Origin of the sequence: Mesorhizobium sp. M1312 (assembly GCF_040318115.1) — a bacterium.
Classification (GTDB): domain Bacteria; phylum Pseudomonadota; class Alphaproteobacteria; order Rhizobiales; family Rhizobiaceae; genus Mesorhizobium.
In genome coordinates, this window is the sequence record NZ_JAMYLQ010000005.1 from 129175 (window position 1) to 147906 (window position 18732).

18 protein-coding genes are annotated in these 18732 nt (G+C 63.5%); 3 read left to right on the forward strand and 15 right to left on the reverse strand.

Annotated features, from left to right (window positions below):
- Window positions 1-19: 19 nt before the first annotated feature.
- From NKH36_RS08995 to rplS, 3 genes are all read right to left on the reverse strand, one after another.
- Window positions 20-835 (reverse strand): amino acid ABC transporter permease, encoded by an 816-nt coding sequence (locus NKH36_RS08995; RefSeq protein WP_352961275.1) that lies wholly within the window; start codon window positions 833-835, stop codon window positions 20-22.
- Between the two features lie 155 nt (window positions 836-990).
- The gene (locus tag NKH36_RS09000; protein WP_352961277.1) at window positions 991-1788 is read right to left on the reverse strand and encodes a transporter substrate-binding domain-containing protein; all 798 of its coding nucleotides are present in this window, start codon (window positions 1786-1788) and stop codon (window positions 991-993) included.
- A gap of 263 nt (window positions 1789-2051) precedes the next feature.
- Window positions 2052-2591, reverse strand: a complete 540-nt coding sequence (gene rplS, locus NKH36_RS09005; protein WP_352961279.1) for a 50S ribosomal protein L19 — start codon at window positions 2589-2591, stop codon at window positions 2052-2054.
- A 331-nt stretch (window positions 2592-2922) separates the two neighbouring features.
- Between rplS and NKH36_RS09010 the strand changes: the two genes are divergently transcribed.
- Window positions 2923-3675: a sulfite exporter TauE/SafE family protein gene (locus tag NKH36_RS09010; RefSeq protein ID WP_352961281.1), complete on the forward strand. Its 753-nt coding sequence runs from the start codon at window positions 2923-2925 to the stop codon at window positions 3673-3675.
- On the opposite strand, the gene trmD is transcribed toward NKH36_RS09010, so the two are convergent.
- Window positions 3657-4355, reverse strand: coding sequence for a tRNA (guanosine(37)-N1)-methyltransferase TrmD (trmD, locus tag NKH36_RS09015; protein WP_352961283.1), 699 nt, complete (start codon window positions 4353-4355; stop codon window positions 3657-3659). The genes NKH36_RS09010 and trmD overlap by 19 nt on opposite strands.
- Window positions 4352-4951, reverse strand: coding sequence for a ribosome maturation factor RimM (gene rimM / locus NKH36_RS09020; RefSeq protein WP_352951866.1), 600 nt, complete (start codon window positions 4949-4951; stop codon window positions 4352-4354). The genes trmD and rimM overlap by 4 nt, the downstream gene beginning before the upstream one ends.
- Window positions 4952-5080: 129 nt before the next feature.
- Here rimM and NKH36_RS09025 point away from each other — a divergent pair, with 129 nt between their 5' ends.
- Both NKH36_RS09025 and NKH36_RS09030 read left to right on the forward strand, forming a co-directional pair.
- Complete coding sequence (locus NKH36_RS09025) at window positions 5081-6019, forward strand: tyrosine recombinase XerC (protein ID WP_352961285.1); 939 nt, start codon at window positions 5081-5083, stop codon at window positions 6017-6019.
- A gap of 114 nt (window positions 6020-6133) precedes the next feature.
- Window positions 6134-7201, forward strand: coding sequence for a TraB/GumN family protein (locus tag NKH36_RS09030; protein WP_352961287.1), 1068 nt, complete (start codon window positions 6134-6136; stop codon window positions 7199-7201).
- 367 nt (window positions 7202-7568) lie between these two features.
- Here the strand turns inward: NKH36_RS09030 and NKH36_RS09035 are convergent, their stop codons facing one another.
- The 10 genes from NKH36_RS09035 to mdh form a co-directional block, all read right to left on the reverse strand.
- On the reverse strand, window positions 7569-7787 hold the full coding sequence (locus NKH36_RS09035; RefSeq protein WP_352961289.1) for a hypothetical protein: 219 nt from the start codon (window positions 7785-7787) through the stop codon (window positions 7569-7571).
- Window positions 7788-7884: 97 nt separating this feature from the next.
- On the reverse strand, window positions 7885-9291 hold the full coding sequence (lpdA, locus tag NKH36_RS09040; RefSeq protein ID WP_352961291.1) for a dihydrolipoyl dehydrogenase: 1407 nt from the start codon (window positions 9289-9291) through the stop codon (window positions 7885-7887).
- A gap of 40 nt (window positions 9292-9331) precedes the next feature.
- The gene (locus tag NKH36_RS09045) at window positions 9332-10087 is read right to left on the reverse strand and encodes an SDR family oxidoreductase (RefSeq protein ID WP_352961293.1); all 756 of its coding nucleotides are present in this window, start codon (window positions 10085-10087) and stop codon (window positions 9332-9334) included.
- Window positions 10084-10551 (reverse strand): hypothetical protein, encoded by a 468-nt coding sequence (locus NKH36_RS09050; protein ID WP_352961529.1) that lies wholly within the window; start codon window positions 10549-10551, stop codon window positions 10084-10086. The genes NKH36_RS09045 and NKH36_RS09050 overlap by 4 nt, the downstream gene beginning before the upstream one ends.
- 86 nt (window positions 10552-10637) lie before the next feature.
- Window positions 10638-11939 carry a 2-oxoglutarate dehydrogenase complex dihydrolipoyllysine-residue succinyltransferase gene (gene odhB / locus NKH36_RS09055; RefSeq protein WP_352961295.1) on the reverse strand — a complete coding sequence of 434 codons (1302 nt, stop codon included), beginning with the start codon at window positions 11937-11939 and terminating at the stop codon, window positions 10638-10640.
- A gap of 49 nt (window positions 11940-11988) precedes the next feature.
- The gene (locus NKH36_RS09060; RefSeq protein ID WP_352961297.1) at window positions 11989-14976 is read right to left on the reverse strand and encodes a 2-oxoglutarate dehydrogenase E1 component; all 2988 of its coding nucleotides are present in this window, start codon (window positions 14974-14976) and stop codon (window positions 11989-11991) included.
- Between the two features lie 130 nt (window positions 14977-15106).
- Complete coding sequence (gene sucD / locus NKH36_RS09065; RefSeq protein ID WP_352961299.1) at window positions 15107-16009, reverse strand: succinate--CoA ligase subunit alpha; 903 nt, start codon at window positions 16007-16009, stop codon at window positions 15107-15109.
- A gap of 55 nt (window positions 16010-16064) precedes the next feature.
- Complete coding sequence (locus tag NKH36_RS09070; RefSeq protein ID WP_065007262.1) at window positions 16065-16436, reverse strand: cupin domain-containing protein; 372 nt, start codon at window positions 16434-16436, stop codon at window positions 16065-16067.
- A gap of 4 nt (window positions 16437-16440) precedes the next feature.
- Window positions 16441-17634: an ADP-forming succinate--CoA ligase subunit beta gene (gene sucC / locus NKH36_RS09075; protein ID WP_352961301.1), complete on the reverse strand. Its 1194-nt coding sequence runs from the start codon at window positions 17632-17634 to the stop codon at window positions 16441-16443.
- A 31-nt stretch (window positions 17635-17665) separates the two neighbouring features.
- Window positions 17666-18634, reverse strand: a complete 969-nt coding sequence (gene mdh, locus NKH36_RS09080; protein ID WP_352961303.1) for a malate dehydrogenase — start codon at window positions 18632-18634, stop codon at window positions 17666-17668.
- Window positions 18635-18732 lie beyond the last annotated feature (98 nt).

Genomic DNA, 18732 nt, shown 5'->3' on the forward strand with positions numbered 1-18732 from the left:
CGCCGTCTTCGCCTGCCGGCTATTGCTCATGCTGGCGGCGCAGCCGCTTCTCCAGCGCCCGCAAGGCCAGCGACAGGCCGACCGTCAGGATGAGATAGATATAGGCAACGATCGAGTAGGTCTCGAAGAAGCGGAACGAGCCGGCGGCGTAGATCTTGCCCATCTGGGTGATGTCGGCGACGCCGAGCACGGAGACCAGCGACGAATCCTTGACCATGGCGACGAAATCATTGCCGAGCGGCGGCAGGATGGTGCGGATCGCCTGCGGAAAGACGATCAGCCGGAAACGCTGCGTGCGCGTCAGCCCAAGCGCCTTTGCCGCCTCGATCTGACCCTTCTCGACCGCCTGGATGCCGGCGCGGAAGACCTCCGAGATAAACGCGGAATAGCCGATGGTCAGCGCCATGATGGCGCGCCACAGCAGCGACACGTCGCGCACCAGCAGTTCTCCGAAAAGACCCGCATTTTGCAATGGCGCGGTCACCGCGTTCCACGCCGCGACGAAGGCCGGCGCCCCGGCAAAGGCGATCCAGAACAACAGCACCAGCATCGGCACGCCGCGGATGATCTCGACATAGAAGCGGGCGATCTGGCGCAGCCAGCGCGATCCCGACAGCCCCATCAGCGCAATGCCGAGCCCAATTGCCGAGGCCAGCGCAAAGGCGATCATTGTGACGAAGACGGTGATGCCGATGCCCTTGGCGACGGTCGCGAAAACCTGGGCGTAGAGGTCGCTTGCTGCAATGAAGATGGCGGCGGCCACGCCGAGCGCCGCCGCCACGGCAAGCCACCAAGGGAAGTCTGATTTGGCGGTGGCTGGAGGTGCCGGCGGCATCAAGCGATACCGGTGACGGAGCCACGAAGGCTGCGTTCCGTCACACCCCCCTCCGTCCTGCCGGACAGTCCGGCAGGACACAGGGGGGTGGGAAAAAACTCCGTCCGTGCGATTTTCAGCGCACGGCCCTCACACAGCAAGTGCGCCAAACCGGCTCACTGCCCCATCTTGTAGTCGAGGAACCATTTCTTGTTGAGCGCGTCGAGCGTGCCGTCGGCCTTCAGTGCGGCGATCGCTGCATTGACCGGCTTCACCAGATCCGAGCCCTTGGGGAAGATGAAGCCGAAATCCTCGGTGCCGAGCGGCCCGCCGATCAGCTTCAGCTCGCCATTGGAGGCGTCGACATAGCCCTTGCCGGCGGTGCCGTCGGTCAGCACGACATCGACGTCACCGGTCTTCAGCGCCTGCACCGTCGCACCGAACGTCTCGAACAGTTTGATGCGCGGGTTCTGCTCATTGCCGTCGAGCACGCTGTAGACGGCGGTGTAGAACGGCGTGGTGCCTGCCTGCGCGCCGATCAGCCCATCCTTGAAGGCGCCGAACGTCTTGGCGTCGGTGAAGCGCTTCTCGTCGCCACGCACCAGCATGAACTGTTCCGAGCGCATATAGGGGTCGGAGAAATCGACCTTCTGCTTGCGGTCGTCCTTGATGGTGATGCCGGTCATCCCGATGTTGTACTGATTGTCAGAAACCGCCTGGATCATCGCATCCCAGGAGGTGTTCTGGTACTCGACCTGGAAATTCAGCCGCTTGGCGATCTCGTTCATCGCGTCATATTCCCATCCGATCTGCTTGCCGGTCTTGGCATCGATGAACTGCAGCGGCGGATAGGCGTTTTCAGTCACAACCACCACCTTCTTGCCGCCGAGATCGGGCAGCGCCTGCGCCAGGGCGGCGACGGGCGCAAGTATCAGAGCCAACAGGCCGGCCAACAGCAGTTTCGATTTGGTCATGGTACACCCCGAAAACTTGAACGGCCTCGACATGGTCGAGGCTTGCAGGAAAATCCGGCGCCGACTTTAGCTTTCCGCAAGCGCCTTGCAAGCCGGCTTGATGCGCCGCTTTGCGCGAAAATGAATTCCCATGCTTTCACCAAACGATTACGGAACGATCCGTTTCGATTGTGGACCAACGTGGCCCGGCAAGATCGAATCCATCCCGCGAAACAAAAAGGCGGCCGAAGCCGCCTTTTCGAAACATGGGTGTTGAAGACGCGTTATTCGGCGACAGCCGCTTCCGCAGCCTTGGCGGCCTCGTCGGCGGCCTTCTTCTCGGCGGCGTCCTGCGCGGCCTTCTCGGCGGCCAGCGCCTGGGCTGCGGCCACTTTCTCGGCCTCGATGCGGGCCTTTTCGGCGTTCAGCGCATCGCGCTCATCATCGTTCAGCTTGCGGGCGCGCACGCCGGTGTTTTCCGAAATGCGGGCCGACTTGCCGCGACGATCGCGCAGGTAATAGAGCTTGGCGCGGCGCACCTTGCCGCGGCGTACGATCTCGACGCCCTCGACCATCGGCGAAAAGATCGGGAACACGCGCTCCACGCCTTCGCCGTAGGAAATCTTGCGAACGGTGAAGTTTTCCTGGAAACCGGCGCCGGCGCGGGCGATGACGACGCCCTCATAAGCCTGGACGCGGGTGCGGGTGCCTTCGGTCACGCGGACCTGGACGCGCACGGTGTCGCCGGGCTGGAATTCGGGAAGCTTGCGCTTGGCTTCGATCTTGGCGGCCTGTTCGGCCTCGAGCTGACGGAGGATATCCATCTCAAAAATCCACTTCTTGTTCTTCCGACAGTCAGAGCGTCCGACACTCGCCTTGCAGTTCCATCGACCGCTCGGCTATGCCCTTTGTTCGCGAAAACATCGGGCAGGGGCGACTACACCGCCATTGTTGACGGGCCAGAAGATCGCTCTTGGCAGATTGTTCTTCCGGTTCGGCGCGCACATACAGCTATTTCGGCGCTTTGTCACGCCTTCGCCATGTCTTTTTTGGTCGTTGGCCGACATTGCAATCTTTCAGCGCAGGGGTTGCGTCGAAGGCTCAAGCTTTTTAAGCCGGGTAGAACGTGACTTTCCTCCGGCGGCAACACCCTCCATGCCAGTTCTCGATGCGGCCCTGCTTTTTTTCGCGGGCTTTCTCTCAGGTGCCGTCAACGCCATAGCCGGCGGCGGGACGTTCATAACCTTCGGCGCCATGTCGCTGGTCGGCTTGCCGCCGATCGTCGCCAACGCCACCTCGTCGCTGACACAGTTTCCCGGCTACATCACCTCAACGCTCGCCTACTGGTCCGACATCAAGCATTTCTGGCGCACGGCATTGCTGCTCGGCCTTATCTCGGCTGTCGGCGCGCTGGCCGGTGCGCTCGTCCTTCTGGCGCTCGACAATCCGTCGTTCCGCGTCCTGGTGCCATGGCTGCTGCTGGCGGCAACCGCGCTGTTCGCCGCCGGGCCGTGGCTGAAGCCGGCGCCCAAGCCGGGGCATGAGGCCGCGGTGGGTTCGCTGGTCGGTTCCCTGGCGCAGTTCGCCACCGCCGTCTATGGCGGCTTCTTCGGCGCCGGCATGGGCGTCATGATGCTGGCGACACTCGGCCTCACCCAGCCCGGCGACTATCACCGACTGAATGCGCTGAAGAACATGCTGGCCGTGGTCATCGCGGCGGTAGCCATCCTGGTCTTCATCTCCGGCGATGTCATCGCCTGGCCGCAGGCGATCATCATGATACCGGGCGGCGCGCTGGGCGGCTATGCCGGCGTCTGGATCGCCAAGCGCGTGCCGCAAATTGCCGTGCGCGGCTTCGTCGTTGGAGTCGGGGTGTTCCTGGCCTTCTATTATTTCACCAAGGGGTGAGCGGCCAACAAGTCCGGCCGCCGCTCCTTGGTCAGCTTCTCCGCCTCGGCACGCCGCCATGCGGCGATTTTCTTGTGATTGCCCGAGGTGAGGACCTCGGGGATTTGCCGGCCCTCGAATTCCTGCGGCCGCGTGTAGTGCGGATGTTCGAGCAGGCCGTTTTCAAAACTCTCTTCATCGCCTGACACCGCATTGCCCATCACGCCGGGCAACAGCCGCACCACGGCGTCAAGCAGCACGAGCGCTGCCGGCTCGCCGCCGGAGAGGATGAAGTCGCCGACCGAGACCTCTTCCAGCCCACGCGCGTCAATCGCCCGCTGGTCGACGCCCTCGAAGCGCCCGCAGACGATGACGACGCCCGGCCCAGCGGCCAGTTCGCGCACGCGGGACTGCGTCAGCGGTTTTCCACGCGGACTCATCAGTAGCCGTGGCCGTGGATCACCCGGTGGTGAGATATGGTCGATCGCCTTGGCCAAAACGTCGGCGCGCATCACCATGCCGGCGCCGCCGCCTGCCGGCGTGTCGTCGACGGTGCGATGGCGATCGCTGGCGAAATCGCGGATCTGGATTGCTTCCAGCGACCATGTGCCGGCCTCGAGCGCCCGGCCGGCCAGCGACAGGCCGAGCGCGCCGGGAAACATCTCGGGATAGAGCGTCAGCACCGAGGCGGAAAAACTCACCGGTTGCCCCCGGCGTCCTTCGGCCCGCGCGGCCTGCCCTTCGGGTCGAAACCATCGCGGCCGGGTGCATCGCCGTCTTCGTCATCGATCAAGCCCGCTGCCGCCGGATCGATGCGGAGGAAGCCCTCTTTGATCGACACGTCAGGCACGGCGGCCTGCGTGAACGGGATCAGCACGCCTTTGCGCTCGCCAAGCGTCACGTCGAGAATGTCGCCGCCGCCGAAATTATGCACGGCAACGACCTTGCCGATGTCAGCACCGGTGTCGTCCCGGACCGCCAGCCCGACGAGATCGGCGTGATAGAATTCGTCCTCTTCGCCATCGTCAGGCAGCATCGAGCGGTCGACGAATAATTCCGTGCCGGCGAGCGCCTCGGCGGCGTTGCGGTCGCTGATACCCTTGAAGCGCACCACGACGACCGTGTTGGCCGGCCTGATGTCGACGATCTGGAAGGCGCGGCCGTCCCTGGCATAGAGCGGCCCGTAGTCGGCCAGCGCCAGCGGATCGCCGGTGAAGGTCTTCACGCGCAATTCGCCCTTGATGCCGTGGGCGGCGCCGATCACGGCCATCAGGACGGGGTTTTGCGGTTTGGTCATCGGTGGTTCCTTTGCCTTGCTCTAGCTCCACCCTCTTGTCATTTCAATGACGCGGCTCTTCACCGCTTCCTAACCCGGTTGCCGGAAGATGGCCCAGAATTGGAAGAACGGCGTATCGGAAGAGCGCAAATGCAGGAATTCCTCATACCGGCCAAACCAGACCTTCAGGCGGCCCGCGAAAGCTGGCTGAAGATGCTGGCGCGCGAACGCCGGCTGTCGCCGGAAACCGTGGAGGCCTATGAGCGCGATACGCGCCAGTTCCTGCACTTCCTGACAGGCCATTGCGGCGGCTCGCCCGGCGTTTCAGATATCGCCGATCTGCGCCCGGCCGATCTGCGCGGCTTTCTCGCCGCCCGCCGCGCCGGAGGCGCCGGCGCCCGCACGCTCGGGCGCGGGCTGGCCGGCATCCGCTCGCTGCTGCGCTTTCTGGAGCGGCGCGGCCTCGTCAATGCGGCGGGTGCTGCCGCACTGCGCGCGCCACGGCAGCCGAAGTCGCTGCCCAAGCCGCTGACGGCAAGCGATGCGAAACACGTCGTTTCGGTGGAAGGCCAGTTGGCGGAGGAACCGTGGATCGCCGCCCGCAACGCCGCCGTGCTGACGCTGCTCTACGGTTCGGGCCTGCGCATTTCCGAGGCGCTCGGCCTGTCGGGTGCCGATCTGTCGGCCCCCAGCGATAAGGTGCTGCGCGTCACCGGCAAGGGCGGCAAGACGCGGCTGGTGCCGGTGCTGCCGATCGCGCTGCGGGCGATCGCCGAATACCGCCGGCTTTGCCCCTATCATCTCGATCCGAAGGGCCTGCTGTTTCGCGGCGCTCGCGGCGGCCCGCTCAACCCGGCCATCGTCCAGCGCGACATGGCCAGGCTGCGCTCGGCGCTCAATCTGCCCGACACCGCCACGCCGCACGCCTTGCGCCATTCCTTCGCCACGCATCTGCTTGGACGGGGCGGCGACCTGCGCACCATCCAGGAACTTTTGGGCCACGCCAGCCTGTCGACGACGCAGATCTACACCGGCGTCGACACCGCGAGGCTGCTCGAAATCTATGAAGCGTCCCATCCGCGGGCGTAACCGACGCATGATTTCGCAAAGTTGCAGCCAAATATGAGCCGTGGAGCCATATCCGAGACAATTTTGCTGCGCCGGTTAACCGTTTCGCCGTTCTTTCTCTCTAGAAAGCGAGCTATGAAACGCGTCATTGCCATCGCCGACCGCACGGCCCTTGCGTCGCTAAAGCTGCTCGTGGCACTCAACGTCCTGTTTTTCCTCTCTTTCCTCATCCTCGCGCTGCTCGCCGCCGGCAAGGCGCGCGCCGAAACCCCGGTCTGCGCCGGCGCCGACATGCTGTCGGCCTTGCAGAAGGACGATCCGGCCACCTACCGCAAGATCGAAACCGAAGCGGGTGCAACACTGAACGGCAAGGGCCTGTTGTGGAAACTGGAAAAGGCGGGCGAAAGACCGTCCTTCCTGTTCGGCACCATGCACATGACCGACCCGCGCGTGACCACGCTGCCGCCCGCCGCGCAAAAGGCCTTTGACGCCGCCGACACTGTCGTCATCGAGACCACGGAGGTGCTCGATCAGCAGAAGATGATGGCGGCGTTCCTGAAAGAGCCGGAACTGATGATGTTCACCGACAGCACCACGCTGTCCTCGCTGCTGTCGCCGGATGATGCGGCGGCGGTGAGCAAGGCGCTCGACGCGCGCGGCATCCCGCCGGCGAGCGTCGCCAAGATGAAACCGTGGATGCTGTCGACCATGGTCGCGCTCCCGGCCTGTGAACTGGCCCGCCAGGCCGGCGGCACGCCGGTGCTCGACATCAAGCTTGCGCAGGACGCCAAAACCTCAGGCAAGGCCGTCGATGGGTTGGAGACCATCGCCGACCAGCTTCGCGCCATGGCCTCGCTGCCGCTCGCTTTTCACATGAAGGGCCTCGTCGACACATTGAAGCTCGGCGACAGAATGAGCGACGTCAACGAAACCATGATCGTGCTCTACCAGCGCGGCGACATCGGCATGTTCTGGCCGCTGTTTCGTGCCGTCCTTCCCGGCGGCGAAGACGATTCGGCGGGCTATGCCGCCTTCGAGGAAACCATGATCACCCGCCGCAACAAGGTGATGATCGACCATGCCGGGCCGATCCTCGCCAAGGGCAACGCCTTCATGGCGGTCGGCGCCTTGCACCTTCCGGGCGCGGAAGGCCTGGTCGAGGATTTCCGCAAGGCCGGCTACACTGTCACAGCCGTCGACTGAGTTGCACGGTTGAGTTGCGATTCGGCAAGACGTGATTCGGGGCGATACCTCTTTCTCGAATCACGGAAGGCTGTCTCAGTACGGGAAGGTCGAAAGGTTTGTTTTGGCTCGATTTCTGCTAATTTTGCGAGTAAAGTGCGTGCGGACAAACGATTCCCGGCGAAGATTGCCCTGTTTTCGGCGTTTTCGATCCCTAGCGTGAAACCTGTTCGACGATTGCGCGTTGAAGTGTGTTGATTGATACTTTTCATCCACGGAGGACACTTTATGGCGAATCCAAACGACCCGTACACCACTCCGACACCCCCTCCCAGGTCGGGTGGCGGCAGCACCGGCTGGCTGATTGCCCTGGTTGTCGTTATTCTGGCTATTGTCGCTTACTACGTTTTTGGAAGAAGCGGTGAAGCGCCTGAGCCTGCTGAACCGCCTGCCGCCACGACGCCAGCACCGGCGCCAGCACCGGCTGAACCGACGCCTGCTCCGGCAGAGCCTGCGCCAGCCCCGGCACCGGCAGAGCCTGCTCCGGCGCCTGCCCCAGCACCTGCTCCGGCGCCTGCAGAGCCAGCGCCTGCTCCGGCGCCCGCACCAGCCCCGCAGTGATCGGCTGCTGATTTCAAATATGAACGGCCCGCTGAAAAGCGGGCCGTTTTGCTTTGAGTCGTCAGATGGCTGCCAGAGATGGCCTACATATGGATCGGCTTGAAGAAGGTCGCCAGTGCCGCTTCCTTCACCGCTTCCGACATCGTCGGATGGGCGTGGCAGGTGCGGGCAAGATCTTCCGACGAGCCACCGAATTCCATCAGTACCGCCGCCTCGTGGATCATCTCGCCGGCGCCGAAGCCGACAATGTGGACGCCGAGCACGCGGTCGCTCTGCTTGTCCGCCAGGATCTTCACGAAGCCGTCGGTATGCAGCATGGCGCGCGCCCGGCCATTGGCACTGAACGGAAACTTGCCGGCCTTGTAGTCGATGCCGGCCGCCTTCAGCTCTTCCTCCGTCTTGCCGACCGAGGCGATTTCCGGACTGGTGTAAACGACGTTCGGGATCACCTCGTAATTCACATGGCCGGCCTGGCCGGCCATGGTCTCGGCCACCGCCATCCCCTCGTCCTCGGCCTTGTGGGCAAGCATCGGCCCGGCGATGACATCGCCGATGGCGTAGATTCCCGGCATATTGGTCTTGAGATGGCCATCCGTCTTGACCCGGCCGCGCTCGTCGACCTCGACGCCAGCCTCCTTCAGCCCAAGACTGTCCGAATAGGCCCGGCGTCCCGTCGCGATCAGCACCGCATCCGCCTCGATCGTCTCGGCAGCACCCCCCGTGACCGGCTCGAAGGTGACGGTGGCACCCTTCTTGGTCTTGGCGACACCGGTCACCTTGGCGCCGAGCCTGAATTCGATGCCTTGCTTGGACAGCATGCGCTGGAACTGTTTGGCGACCTCGCCGTCCATGCCACCCAGTATGGTGTCGAGGAACTCGACGACGGTGACCTTGGCGCCGAGCCGCGCCCATACCGAGCCGAGCTCCAGCCCGATGACGCCACCGCCGACCACCACCAGATGGCCCGGCACCTTGTCCAGCGACAGCGCGCCGGTCGAGGACATGATCACCTTCTCGTCGATGTCGACCTTGACGCCCGGGATGCCGGCGACGTCGGAGCCGGTGGCGATGACGATGTTTTTGGTCTCGATCTCCTCGACCTTGCCATCCTCGCCGGTCACCGACACCTTGCCGGCGGACAAGACCTTGCCGGTGCCGCGAAACGAGTCGATCTTGTTCTTCTTGAACAGGAAGGCGACGCCGTTGACGTTGGACGCCACGGTCGCGTCTTTGTGCGCCATCATCTTCTTCAGGTTCAGCTTCGGCGCGCTGATTTCGATGCCGAGCGTGTCGAAGGAATGGCCGGCCTCGGCGAACACCTCGGAGGCATGCAGCAGCGCCTTGGACGGGATGCAGCCGATATTGAGGCAGGTGCCGCCGAAGGTCGGGTTCTTCTCGACCACCGCCGTCTTCAGGCCGAGCTGTGCCGCCTTGATGGCGCAGACATAGCCGCCTGGTCCCGATCCGATGATAACGACGTCATAAGCCATGATACTGTCCTTCTGGTCTGGCACTCAGCCTTGGCTGGGATTAGCGGCCGCCGCCCACTTCCAAATTCGCGCCTGTCGTAAAGGACGCCTCGTCTGATAGGAGCCAAAGAATTGCCGCGGCGACCTCTTCGGCGGTTCCCGCCCTTTGCAGGGGCACGAGGTGACGCATTCTCTCGACGCGATCCGGCTGTCCGCCGGAGGCGTGAATTTCGGTATCGATGATGCCTGGGCTGACGGCGTTGACGCGGATGCTTTCGCCGGCCACTTCGCGCGCCAGGCCAATGGTGAAGGAATCGATCGCGCCCTTCGAGGCGGCGTAGTCGATATATTCGCCCGGTCCGCCGATTCTCGCAGCAATGGAGGAAATATTCACGATGGCGCCGCCCTTGCCGCCATGGCTGGTCGACATGCGCTTCACCGCTTCGCGGGCACAGAGCATGGAGCCAATGACGTTGATGCGCATCATGCGCTCCAGCCTTGCTCCGCTCATTTCGTCGACACGCGCCCTGCGGTCGACTACGCCAGCATTGTTCACAAGCGCATCGAGCGAGCCGAAGGCGCGATCAATCCTCTCGAACATCGCCTGAATATCGGCCTCGCTGCCGACGTCGCCCCTGATGGCCAGCGCTTCGCCGCCATCCTGCGCGATCGCCTCGACAAGCGCCGTGGCTGCAGCCTCGTTCGAGGCATAGTTGACCACAACACGATATCCAGCCTTGGCAGCAAGCCTGGACGTGGCGGCGCCGATGCCGCGGCCGCCGCCGGTCACCAGCAGCACTTTTTTGGCCGCGCTCATTCCTGACAACCCTTCAATGAGAAAACATCCCAGGGCACTTTCGAAAACCCATTGGTGCCATAGGCGGCCGACATCTGCAGCGACGGTCCGAGGTCGGGAAAGATAAGGGTCTTCGGCGCGTCCACGCCTTCGGCCGGCAGCAGAGCGATGTTGCCCTTGTCGTCAGCACTGTAGACGACCCCCTCCCACAAAGTGCAGGCGGCGAGCTCGTCGCCGGTGACGTCGCCTGTCGGGCATTTGTACATCAGCGAGCCATGCGGCCGCGCCACGCCCTCCGTCCACATGACGATGCCGTCGAGCACGACATCGTTATCGAGCACCATCTTGAAGGTGTTGGTGACAACAGCCGATCCCCCGGTCGGCCTGAAATCGATCTCGGCAGCACCTTCGGCATCGCCATAGACGGCGAGTTCGAGCGGGCAGGCGGCGTGAGCGGCCGATCCCGTCTGCGCAACACCGGCCATGCAGAGCGTGAAAAGCAATCCGGAGCGCAAACGAGAGGAGCTCATTCGGTGGCGCAGATCCATTCTCCGGCTCACCTCGACCTACCCTAGAGATCAAGCACCAGCCGCTCCGGATCCTCCAGGCTTTCTTTGACGCGGACCAGAAAGGTCACCGCTTCCTTGCCGTCGACGATGCGGTGATCGTAGGAGAGCGCCAGATACATCATCGGCCGGATGACGATCTGGCCGCCGACCACCACCGGCCGCTCCTGGATCTTGTGCATGCCCAGAATGCCCGACTGCGGCGCGTTGAGGATGGGCGTCGACATCAGCGACCCGTAGACGCCGCCATTGGAAATGGTGAAGGTGCCGCCCTGCATATCGGCCACGGAAAGCTTGCCGTCACGCGCGGCGACGCCCAGCCGGCCGATCTCCTTCTCGATCTCGGCAATCGACATTTGGTCGGCATCGCGCACCACCGGCACGACGAGGCCTTTTTCGGTGCCGACGGCGACGCCGATATGGGCGTAGTTCTTGAAGATGATGTCGGTGCCGTCGATCTCGGCATTGACGGAAGGAATTTCCTTCAACGCATGGGTGACGGCCTTGGTGAAGAAGCCCATGAAGCCCAGCTTCACGCCGTGCTTCTTTTCGAACAAATCCTTGTATTTGGTCCTGAGCGCCATCACCGCGCTCATGTCCACCTCGTTGAAGGTGGTCAGCATGGCGGCGGTCGACTGCGCTTCCTTGAGGCGGCGCGCGATGGTCTGCCGCAGCTTGGTCATCCGCACGCGCTCTTCGCGCGACGCGTCGTCGGCCGAGGACGGCGCACGGGCGGCGACCGGTGCAGGCGCCTTCGGCGTCTCGGCCGGTTGCGACGGAGCGCCCCTGGCGATCGCGTCGAGCACGTCGCCCTTCAGCACCTGGCCGCGCTTGCCGGAACCCGAGACCTGATCGACCGCGAGATTGCTCTCGGCCAGCAGCTTCGCCGCCGCTGGCGCCGGCGGCATCGTGCGCGCCTCGATTGGCCCGGCGTCGCCGGCGATCTTGGCGGTCTCGGCCGCGGCTTGCTTGACGGTGGATGCGGCGGTCGGCGCCGAAGCCTGCGATACCGCGTCCTGCTTCGTTTCAGGAGTTGACGCCTTCGCGGGTGCTGCCGCCTTTGCCCCGTCGCCCGCCGAAATCATGCCGAGCAAAGCGCCGACTTCGACTGTCTCGCCTTCCTTGACGGCGATTTCGCTGAGCGTTCCTGCGGCCGCGGCCGGCACTTCCACCGTTACCTTGTCGGTTTCGAGCTCGACCAGCGGCTCGTCGGTGGCGATTGCATCGCCCACCTTCTTGAACCATTTGCCGATGGTCGCCTCGGTGACGGATTCGCCAAGAGTGGGGACGCGGATTTCGGTAGCCATTGTGCCTGTCCGTTTTCTGTCGGTTCTGTTCTATTCGCCGAGCTCTGTTCTATTCACCGAGCGCGTCTTCGAGCAAGGCGGCAAGCTGGGCGAGATGCTTCGACATCAATCCGGTCGCCGGCGACGCCGCGGCCGGCCGGCCGGTATAGCGCACCCGCTGATGCTTGGCGTCGATATGCGCCAGCACCCATTCCAGATACGGATCGATGAACGACCAGGCGCCCATGTTCTTGGGCTCCTCCTGGCACCACACCATCTCGGCGTTGCGGAAGCGTGACAGTTCGGTGATCAGCGCCTTGGCCGGGAACGGATAGAGCTGTTCGACGCGCAGCAGGTAGATGTCGTTGATGCCGCGCTTCTCGCGCTCCTCGTAGAGGTCGTAATAGACCTTGCCCGAGCAGAGCACGACACGGCGGATCTTCGAATCCTTGGTGAGCTTGATCGCCTGGCCGGGGAGCTGTTGGGCATCGTCCCACAACAGCCGGTGGAACGCGCTTTCACCCGACATCTCGGGCAGCGTCGACACCGCCCGCTTGTGGCGCAGCAGCGACTTCGGCGTCATCAGGATCAGCGGCTTGCGGAAATCCCGCTTCAACTGCCGGCGCAAGATGTGGAAGTAGTTGGCCGGCGTCGTGCAGTAAGCCACTTGCATATTGTCTTCGGCGCAAAGCTGCAGGAAGCGCTCGAGTCTGGCCGACGAATGTTCCGGCCCCTGGCCTTCATAGCCATGCGGCAGCAGGCAGACGAGGCCCGACATTCTGAGCCACTTGCGCTCGCCCGACGAGATGAACTGGTCGAACACCACCTGGGCGCCGTTGGCGAAATCGCCGAACTGGGCCTCCCAAAGCGTCAGCGCCTTCGGCTCAGCCAGGCTGTAGCCGTATTCGAAGCCGAGCACGGCCTCTTCCGACAGCATCGAGTTGATGACCTCGAAGCCGGCCTGCGCCGCCGACAGATTGTTGAGCGGGATGTATCGTGTCTCGTCGCGCTGGTCGTAGAGGACGGAGTGGCGTTGCGAGAACGTGCCGCGCTCCGAATCCTGACCCGACAGCCGGACCGGATTGCCGTCGAGCAGGATGGCGCCGAAGGCCAGCGCCTCGGCCGTCGACCAGTCGATGCCTTCCCCCGACTCGATCGCTTGGCGGCGGTTCTCGAGAAAGCGCAGGATCGTCTTGTGGGCCTCGAAATCCTTCGGGACCTCGGTCAGCTTCTTGCCGATCTCCTTCAGCGTCTTGACCGGCACGGCGGTCTTGCCGCGCCGCTGTTCGTCCTGGTTGTCGGCCGTGCGCAGGCCAGACCAGGCGCCATCCAGCCAGTCGGCCTTGTTGGGCTTGTAATGCTGGCCGACCTCGAATTCCTGCTCGAGATGTGCTCGCCAGTCGGCTTTCATCTTGTCGAATTCGGCCTGGGTGATATGGCCTTCAGCAATCAGCCGGTCGGCATAGATCTGCACCGTCGTCTTGTGGTTGCGGATGTTGCGGTACATGATCGGCTGGGTGAAGGCCGGCTCGTCGCCTTCATTGTGGCCGAAGCGGCGATAGCAGAACATGTCGACCACGACAGGCTTGTGAAACTTCATGCGGAATTCGATCGCCACCTTGGTGGCATGGACCACGGCTTCCGGATCATCGCCATTGACGTGGAAGATCGGCGCCTCGATCATCTTGGCCACATCCGACGGATAGGGCGACGAGCGCGAGAAGCGCGGATTGGTGGTGAAGCCGATCTGGTTGTTGATGATGAAGTGCAGCGTGCCGGCGACGCGGTGGCCGCGCAGTCCCGACAGGCCGAGGATTTCGGCAATCACGCCCTGGCCGGCAAAGGCGGCGTCGCCGTGCAGGAGCAGCGGCAGCACCTTGGCGCGCTCTTCCAGCGGCACGATCTCCTCGCGGCTGCGGCCGAACAGGGAGTCCTGCTTGGCCCGCGCCTTGCCCATCACCACCGGATCGACGATTTCCAGATGGGAGGGATTGGCGGTCAGCGACAGATGCACCTTGTTGCCGTCGAACTCGCGGTCCGACGAAGCACCGAGATGGTACTTCACGTCGCCCGAGCCCTCGACCTCGTCGGGTGCGGCCGAGCCGCCCTTGAACTCGTGGAAGATGGCGCGGTGCGGCTTGGCCATCACCTGGGAGAGCACGTTCAGCCGGCCGCGATGCGCCATGCCGAGCACGATTTCCTTCATGCCGAGCTGGCCGCCGCGCTTGACGATCTGCTCCAGCGCCGGGATCAGCGCCTCCGCGCCGTCGAGGCCGAAGCGCTTGGTGCCCTTGTACTTGACGTCGATGAACTGCTCGAAACCTTCGGCCTCGACCAGCTTCTGCAGGATCGCCTTCTTGCCGGTGGCGGTGAAGGAGATCTCCTTGTCGGTCCCCTCGATGCGCGCCTGGATCCAGGCCTTCTCCTCGGGATCGGAAATATGCATGAACTCGACGCCGAGCGTCGAGCAATAGGTGCGGGTCAGGATGTCGAGCATCTGCCGGATCGTGCCGAATTCAAGCCCGAGCACATTGTCGAGGAAGATCGGGCGGTCGTAATCGGCTGATGTGAAGCCGTAATTTTCCGGCGACAGTTCGTTGTAATCCTCGAGCGGCTTGGCGATACCGAGCGGATCGAGATTGGCGTGCAAATGGCCACGCATGCGGTAGGCGCGGATCATCATGATGGCGCGCACGGAATCGCGCGTCGCCTGATGCACGTCGGCGTCGGAAAGAGAGACGCCGTTCATCACCGCCTTGTGCTGGACCTTCTTCTCGATGTGCTTCTCGATGATGCCCCAATCGCCGTCGAGCGCCGACACCAATTCGCCATTGGCCTGCAGCGGCCATGAGGGCTTGGCCCATGAGGCGCCCTTGGCATTCTTGCGGACATCGCCGGCGTCGTCTTTCAGCGCCGCGAAGAAATCCCGCCATTCGGGATCGACCGAAGAAGGATCGTCCTCATAGGCAGCGTAGAGCGCATCGATATAGTCGGCATTGCCGCCATAGAGGAAAGAGGTAAGCGAAAATTGGTCGTTGGCCTGATCTTGTCTTGCCATTTTTTTCCGCGGAGCCTGGCTCCGTCTCCTGTTTTTGGAGGGGAGTAGGGGAATAGGGGAGTAAGGGAATAGGGCATTGTTGCCGCTGGTCCTTTTCCCTATTGCCCTACTCCCTCACTCCCCTACTCCCTTAACCCTTAATCGCTTCGACCAGCGTCGTGCCGAGCCGGGCTGGCGACGGCGAAACCCTTATCCCAGCCGATTCCATCGCAGCGATCTTATCCTCGGCGCCGCCCTTGCCGCCGGAGATGACCGCGCCCGCATGACCCATGGTGCGGCCGGCCGGGGCCGTGCGCCCGGCGATGAAACCGGCCATCGGCTTCTTGCGGCCACGCTTGGCTTCGTCCTTGAGGAACTGCGCGGCGTCTTCCTCGGCCGAGCCACCGATCTCGCCGATCATGATGATCGACTGGGTCTCGTCGTCGGAGAGAAACATCTCCAGCACGTCGATGAACTCCGTGCCTTTGACGGGATCGCCACCGATGCCGACGGCGGTGGTCTGGCCGAGGCCGACATTGGTGGTCTGGAACACTGCCTCATAGGTAAGTGTTCCCGAGCGGGAAACAACGCCGACCGAGCCCTTGCGGAAGATGTTGCCGGGCATGATGCCGATCTTGCATTCGTTGGGGGTCAGGACGCCCGGGCAGTTGGGGCCGATGAGCCGCGACGTCGAGCGGTCGAGCCTCGCCTTGACCCTGATCATGTCGATCACCGGGATGCCCTCGGTGATGCAGATGATCAGCGGGATCTCGGCTTCGATCGCTTCCAGGACCGCCTCCGCGGCGCCCGCCGGCGGCACATAGACGACAGACGCATTAGCGCCGGTCTTCGCCTTGCCTTCAGCGACAGTGGAAAATATCGGCAGCGTCTCGCCCTTGGCGCCGGTCCAGGTTTCGCCACCCTTCTTGGGGTGGATGCCGCCGACCATTTTTGTCCCGTGATAGGCCAGCGCCTGTTCGGTGTGGAACGTGCCGGTCTTGCCGGTCAGGCCCTGTACGAGGACCTTGGTGTTCTTGTCGACGAGAATGGACATGGTGGTCCTTTTTTACAAACCGTTGATCGAGGAAGGCTGCGCGGTCATCGTCAGGTCAGAGACGCTTGAGATCGGCGACGGTAAGGTCGCTTTTGGCGTTGCCGGTGTTGAGTGTCGTCGCCGGCTCGAACATCAGCACCACCGGCTCTTCGCTCAGCGAGCGAGGCCGGTGCTCGACGGCGCGCGGCACGACGATGAACTCGCCGCTGCCAAGCTCCACCGTGCCGTCGCGGAAATCGATGGCAATGCGGCCGCGCAGCACGAGGAACGCTTCGTCCTCGTTGTCATGCGCGTGCCAGTCGAAGACGTCGCCGAACTTGGCGATCTTGACCTGGGCGTCGTTGACGTCGCCGGCGATATGCGGATCGAAGACCTTTTTGATCTTCTGATCCGCCGCCTCGACGAGGTTTATCTTGTGCGGAGGCACCAGATCAGCCCTTAACCGCCGCCACGATTTTCTTGGCCGCGTCGTCGAGGTCGTCGGCCGAGACGACGTTGAGCCCGCTGTCGTTGATGATCTTCTTGCCGAGCTCGGCATTGGTGCCTTCGAGCCGCACCACCAGCGGTACCTGCAGCCCGACTTCCTTGACTGCTGCGATCACGCCCTCGGCGATGATGTCGCACTTCATGATGCCGCCAAAAATGTTGATCAGGATGCCCTTGACCGCCGGATCCTTGGTGATGATCTTGAATGCCGCAGTCACCTTCTCCTTCGACGCGCCGCCGCCGACATCGAGGAAGTTGGCGGGTTCGGCGCCATAGAGCTTGATGATGTCCATCGTCGCCATGGCGAGGCCGGCGCCGTTGACCATGCAGCCGATATTGCCGTCGAGCGCGACATAGGCGAGGTCGTATTTCGATGCCTCGATCTCCTTCTCGTCCTCTTCGGTGATGTCGCGCAGCTCCATCACGTCGGGATGACGGAACAGCGCGTTGTTGTCGAACGACACCTTGGCGTCGAGCACGCGCAGCCGGCCGTTCTTCATGACGATCAGCGGGTTGACCTCGAGCAGGCTCATGTCCTTCTCGACGAAGGCCTTGTAGAGGATCGGGAACAGCGTCTCGCCGTCCTTGGCGGCCTCGCCGTCGAGCTTCAGCGCACCGTTGAGTTCTTTCAAATCATCCGCCGTTATGCCTTTTTCCGGGTCGATGGTGACGGTGATGATCTTTTCCGGCGTATCGTGGGCGACCGCCTCGATATCCATGCCGCCCTCGGTCGAAACGACGAAGGCGATGCGGCCGACGGAGCGGTCGACCAGCAGCGACAGATAGAGCTCGCGCTCGATATCGGCGCCGTCCTCGATGTAGAGGCGGTTGACCTGCTTGCCCGCCGGGCCGGTCTGCTTGGTGACCAGAGTGTGGCCGAGCATCTCGTTGGCGTTGGCGACGACTTCGGCCACAGACTTCGCCAGCCTGACGCCGCCCTTGGCGTCGGGGCCGAGCTCCTTGAACTTGCCCTTGCCGCGGCCGCCGGCATGGATCTGGCTCTTCACCACGTAGAGCGGGCCGGGCAGTGCCTTGGCGGCGGCTTCCGCCTCGCTTGCCTCGAACACCGGCACGCCTTCGGCAACCGGTGCGCCAAAGCCCTTAAGCAGCGCCTTGCCCTGATATTCATGGATGTTCATGCGCGTTATCTCCAGATCCGTTACTGGGGGATCACTTGGCGGCGAGTTGCGGAGCGATCTTGACGCAGGCCTCGCACAGGCCCTGCACCGCCGCCACCGAATTGTCGAACATCTTCTGCTCGGCCTTGCCGAGCTCGATCTCGATGATGCGCTCGACGCCGCCGGCGCCGATCACCACCGGCACGCCGACATAGGTGTTCTTGACACCATACTGGCCGGAGAGATGCGCAGCACAGGGCAGCACGCGCTTCTTGTCCTTGAGATAGGCTTCGGCCATGGCGATCGCCGAGGCGGCCGGTGCGTAGAAGGCCGAGCCGGTCTTGAGCAGGCCGACGATCTCGGCGCCGCCGTCGCGGGTGCGCTGCACGATCTGGTCAAGCTTTTCCTTCGAGGTCCAGCCCATCTTGACGAGGTCGGGCAGCGGGATGCCGGCGACCGTCGAATAGCGGATCATCGGCACCATGGAATCGCCATGGCCGCCGAGCACGAAGGCGGTGACATCCTCGACCGACACCTTGAATTCCTCGGCCAGAAAATAGCGGAAGCGCGAGCTGTCCAGCACACCGGCCATGCCGACGACATGGCTCTTCGGCAGGCCGGAGAACTTCTGTAGCGCCCAGACCATGGCGTCGAGCGGATTGGTGATGCAGATGACGAAGGCCTTCGGCGCGTACTTCTTGAGACCCGCGCCAACCTGCTCCATGACCTTCAGGTTGATGCCGAGAAGGTCGTCGCGGCTCATGCCGGGCTTGCGCGGCACGCCGGCGGTGACGATGCAGACGTCGGCGCCCTCGATGCCGGCATAATCGTTGACGCCGACCAGCCTGGAGTCGAAGCCATCGACCGGCGACGACTGCGCGATATCCAGCCCCTTGCCTTGCGGGATACCCTCGGCGATGTCGAACAGCACAACGTCGCCGAGATCCTTGAGGCCGATCATATGGGCGAGGGTGCCGCCGATCATGCCCGAGCCGATGAGCGCTATCTTGTTGCGTGCCATGTCAGGATGTTTTCCCTTAGACTGTGACGATGCCATGACGGCGTCGAGGAAGGAGGCCGGAATGCTGCGGGGAAGCCGCGAATTTTCGCCGCACCGAA

What these genes read in the sequence shown, in the direction of transcription:
- NKH36_RS09050 (WP_352961529.1), bottom strand. Translation starts at nt 10,551, where the DNA reads ATGGCCGGTGTTGCGCAGACGGGATCGGCCGCTCACGCCGCCTGCCCG.
- odhB (WP_352961295.1), bottom strand. Translation starts at nt 11,939, where the DNA reads ATGGCTACCGAAATCCGCGTCCCCACTCTTGGCGAATCCGTCACCGAG.
- lpdA (WP_352961291.1), bottom strand. Translation starts at nt 9,291, where the DNA reads ATGGCTTATGACGTCGTTATCATCGGATCGGGACCAGGCGGCTATGTC.
- NKH36_RS09010 (WP_352961281.1), top strand. Translation starts at nt 2,923, where the DNA reads ATGCCAGTTCTCGATGCGGCCCTGCTTTTTTTCGCGGGCTTTCTCTCA.
- NKH36_RS09060 (WP_352961297.1), bottom strand. Translation starts at nt 14,976, where the DNA reads ATGGCAAGACAAGATCAGGCCAACGACCAATTTTCGCTTACCTCTTTC.
- mdh (WP_352961303.1), bottom strand. Translation starts at nt 18,634, where the DNA reads ATGGCACGCAACAAGATAGCGCTCATCGGCTCGGGCATGATCGGCGGC.
- NKH36_RS09000 (WP_352961277.1), bottom strand. Translation starts at nt 1,788, where the DNA reads ATGACCAAATCGAAACTGCTGTTGGCCGGCCTGTTGGCTCTGATACTT.
- NKH36_RS09045 (WP_352961293.1), bottom strand. Translation starts at nt 10,087, where the DNA reads ATGAGCGCGGCCAAAAAAGTGCTGCTGGTGACCGGCGGCGGCCGCGGC.
- NKH36_RS09030 (WP_352961287.1), top strand. Translation starts at nt 6,134, where the DNA reads ATGAAACGCGTCATTGCCATCGCCGACCGCACGGCCCTTGCGTCGCTA.
- NKH36_RS08995 (WP_352961275.1), bottom strand. Translation starts at nt 835, where the DNA reads ATGCCGCCGGCACCTCCAGCCACCGCCAAATCAGACTTCCCTTGGTGG.
- rplS (WP_352961279.1), bottom strand. Translation starts at nt 2,591, where the DNA reads ATGGATATCCTCCGTCAGCTCGAGGCCGAACAGGCCGCCAAGATCGAA.
- rimM (WP_352951866.1), bottom strand. Translation starts at nt 4,951, where the DNA reads ATGACCAAACCGCAAAACCCCGTCCTGATGGCCGTGATCGGCGCCGCC.
- sucD (WP_352961299.1), bottom strand. Translation starts at nt 16,009, where the DNA reads ATGTCCATTCTCGTCGACAAGAACACCAAGGTCCTCGTACAGGGCCTG.
- NKH36_RS09025 (WP_352961285.1), top strand. Translation starts at nt 5,081, where the DNA reads ATGCAGGAATTCCTCATACCGGCCAAACCAGACCTTCAGGCGGCCCGC.
- sucC (WP_352961301.1), bottom strand. Translation starts at nt 17,634, where the DNA reads ATGAACATCCATGAATATCAGGGCAAGGCGCTGCTTAAGGGCTTTGGC.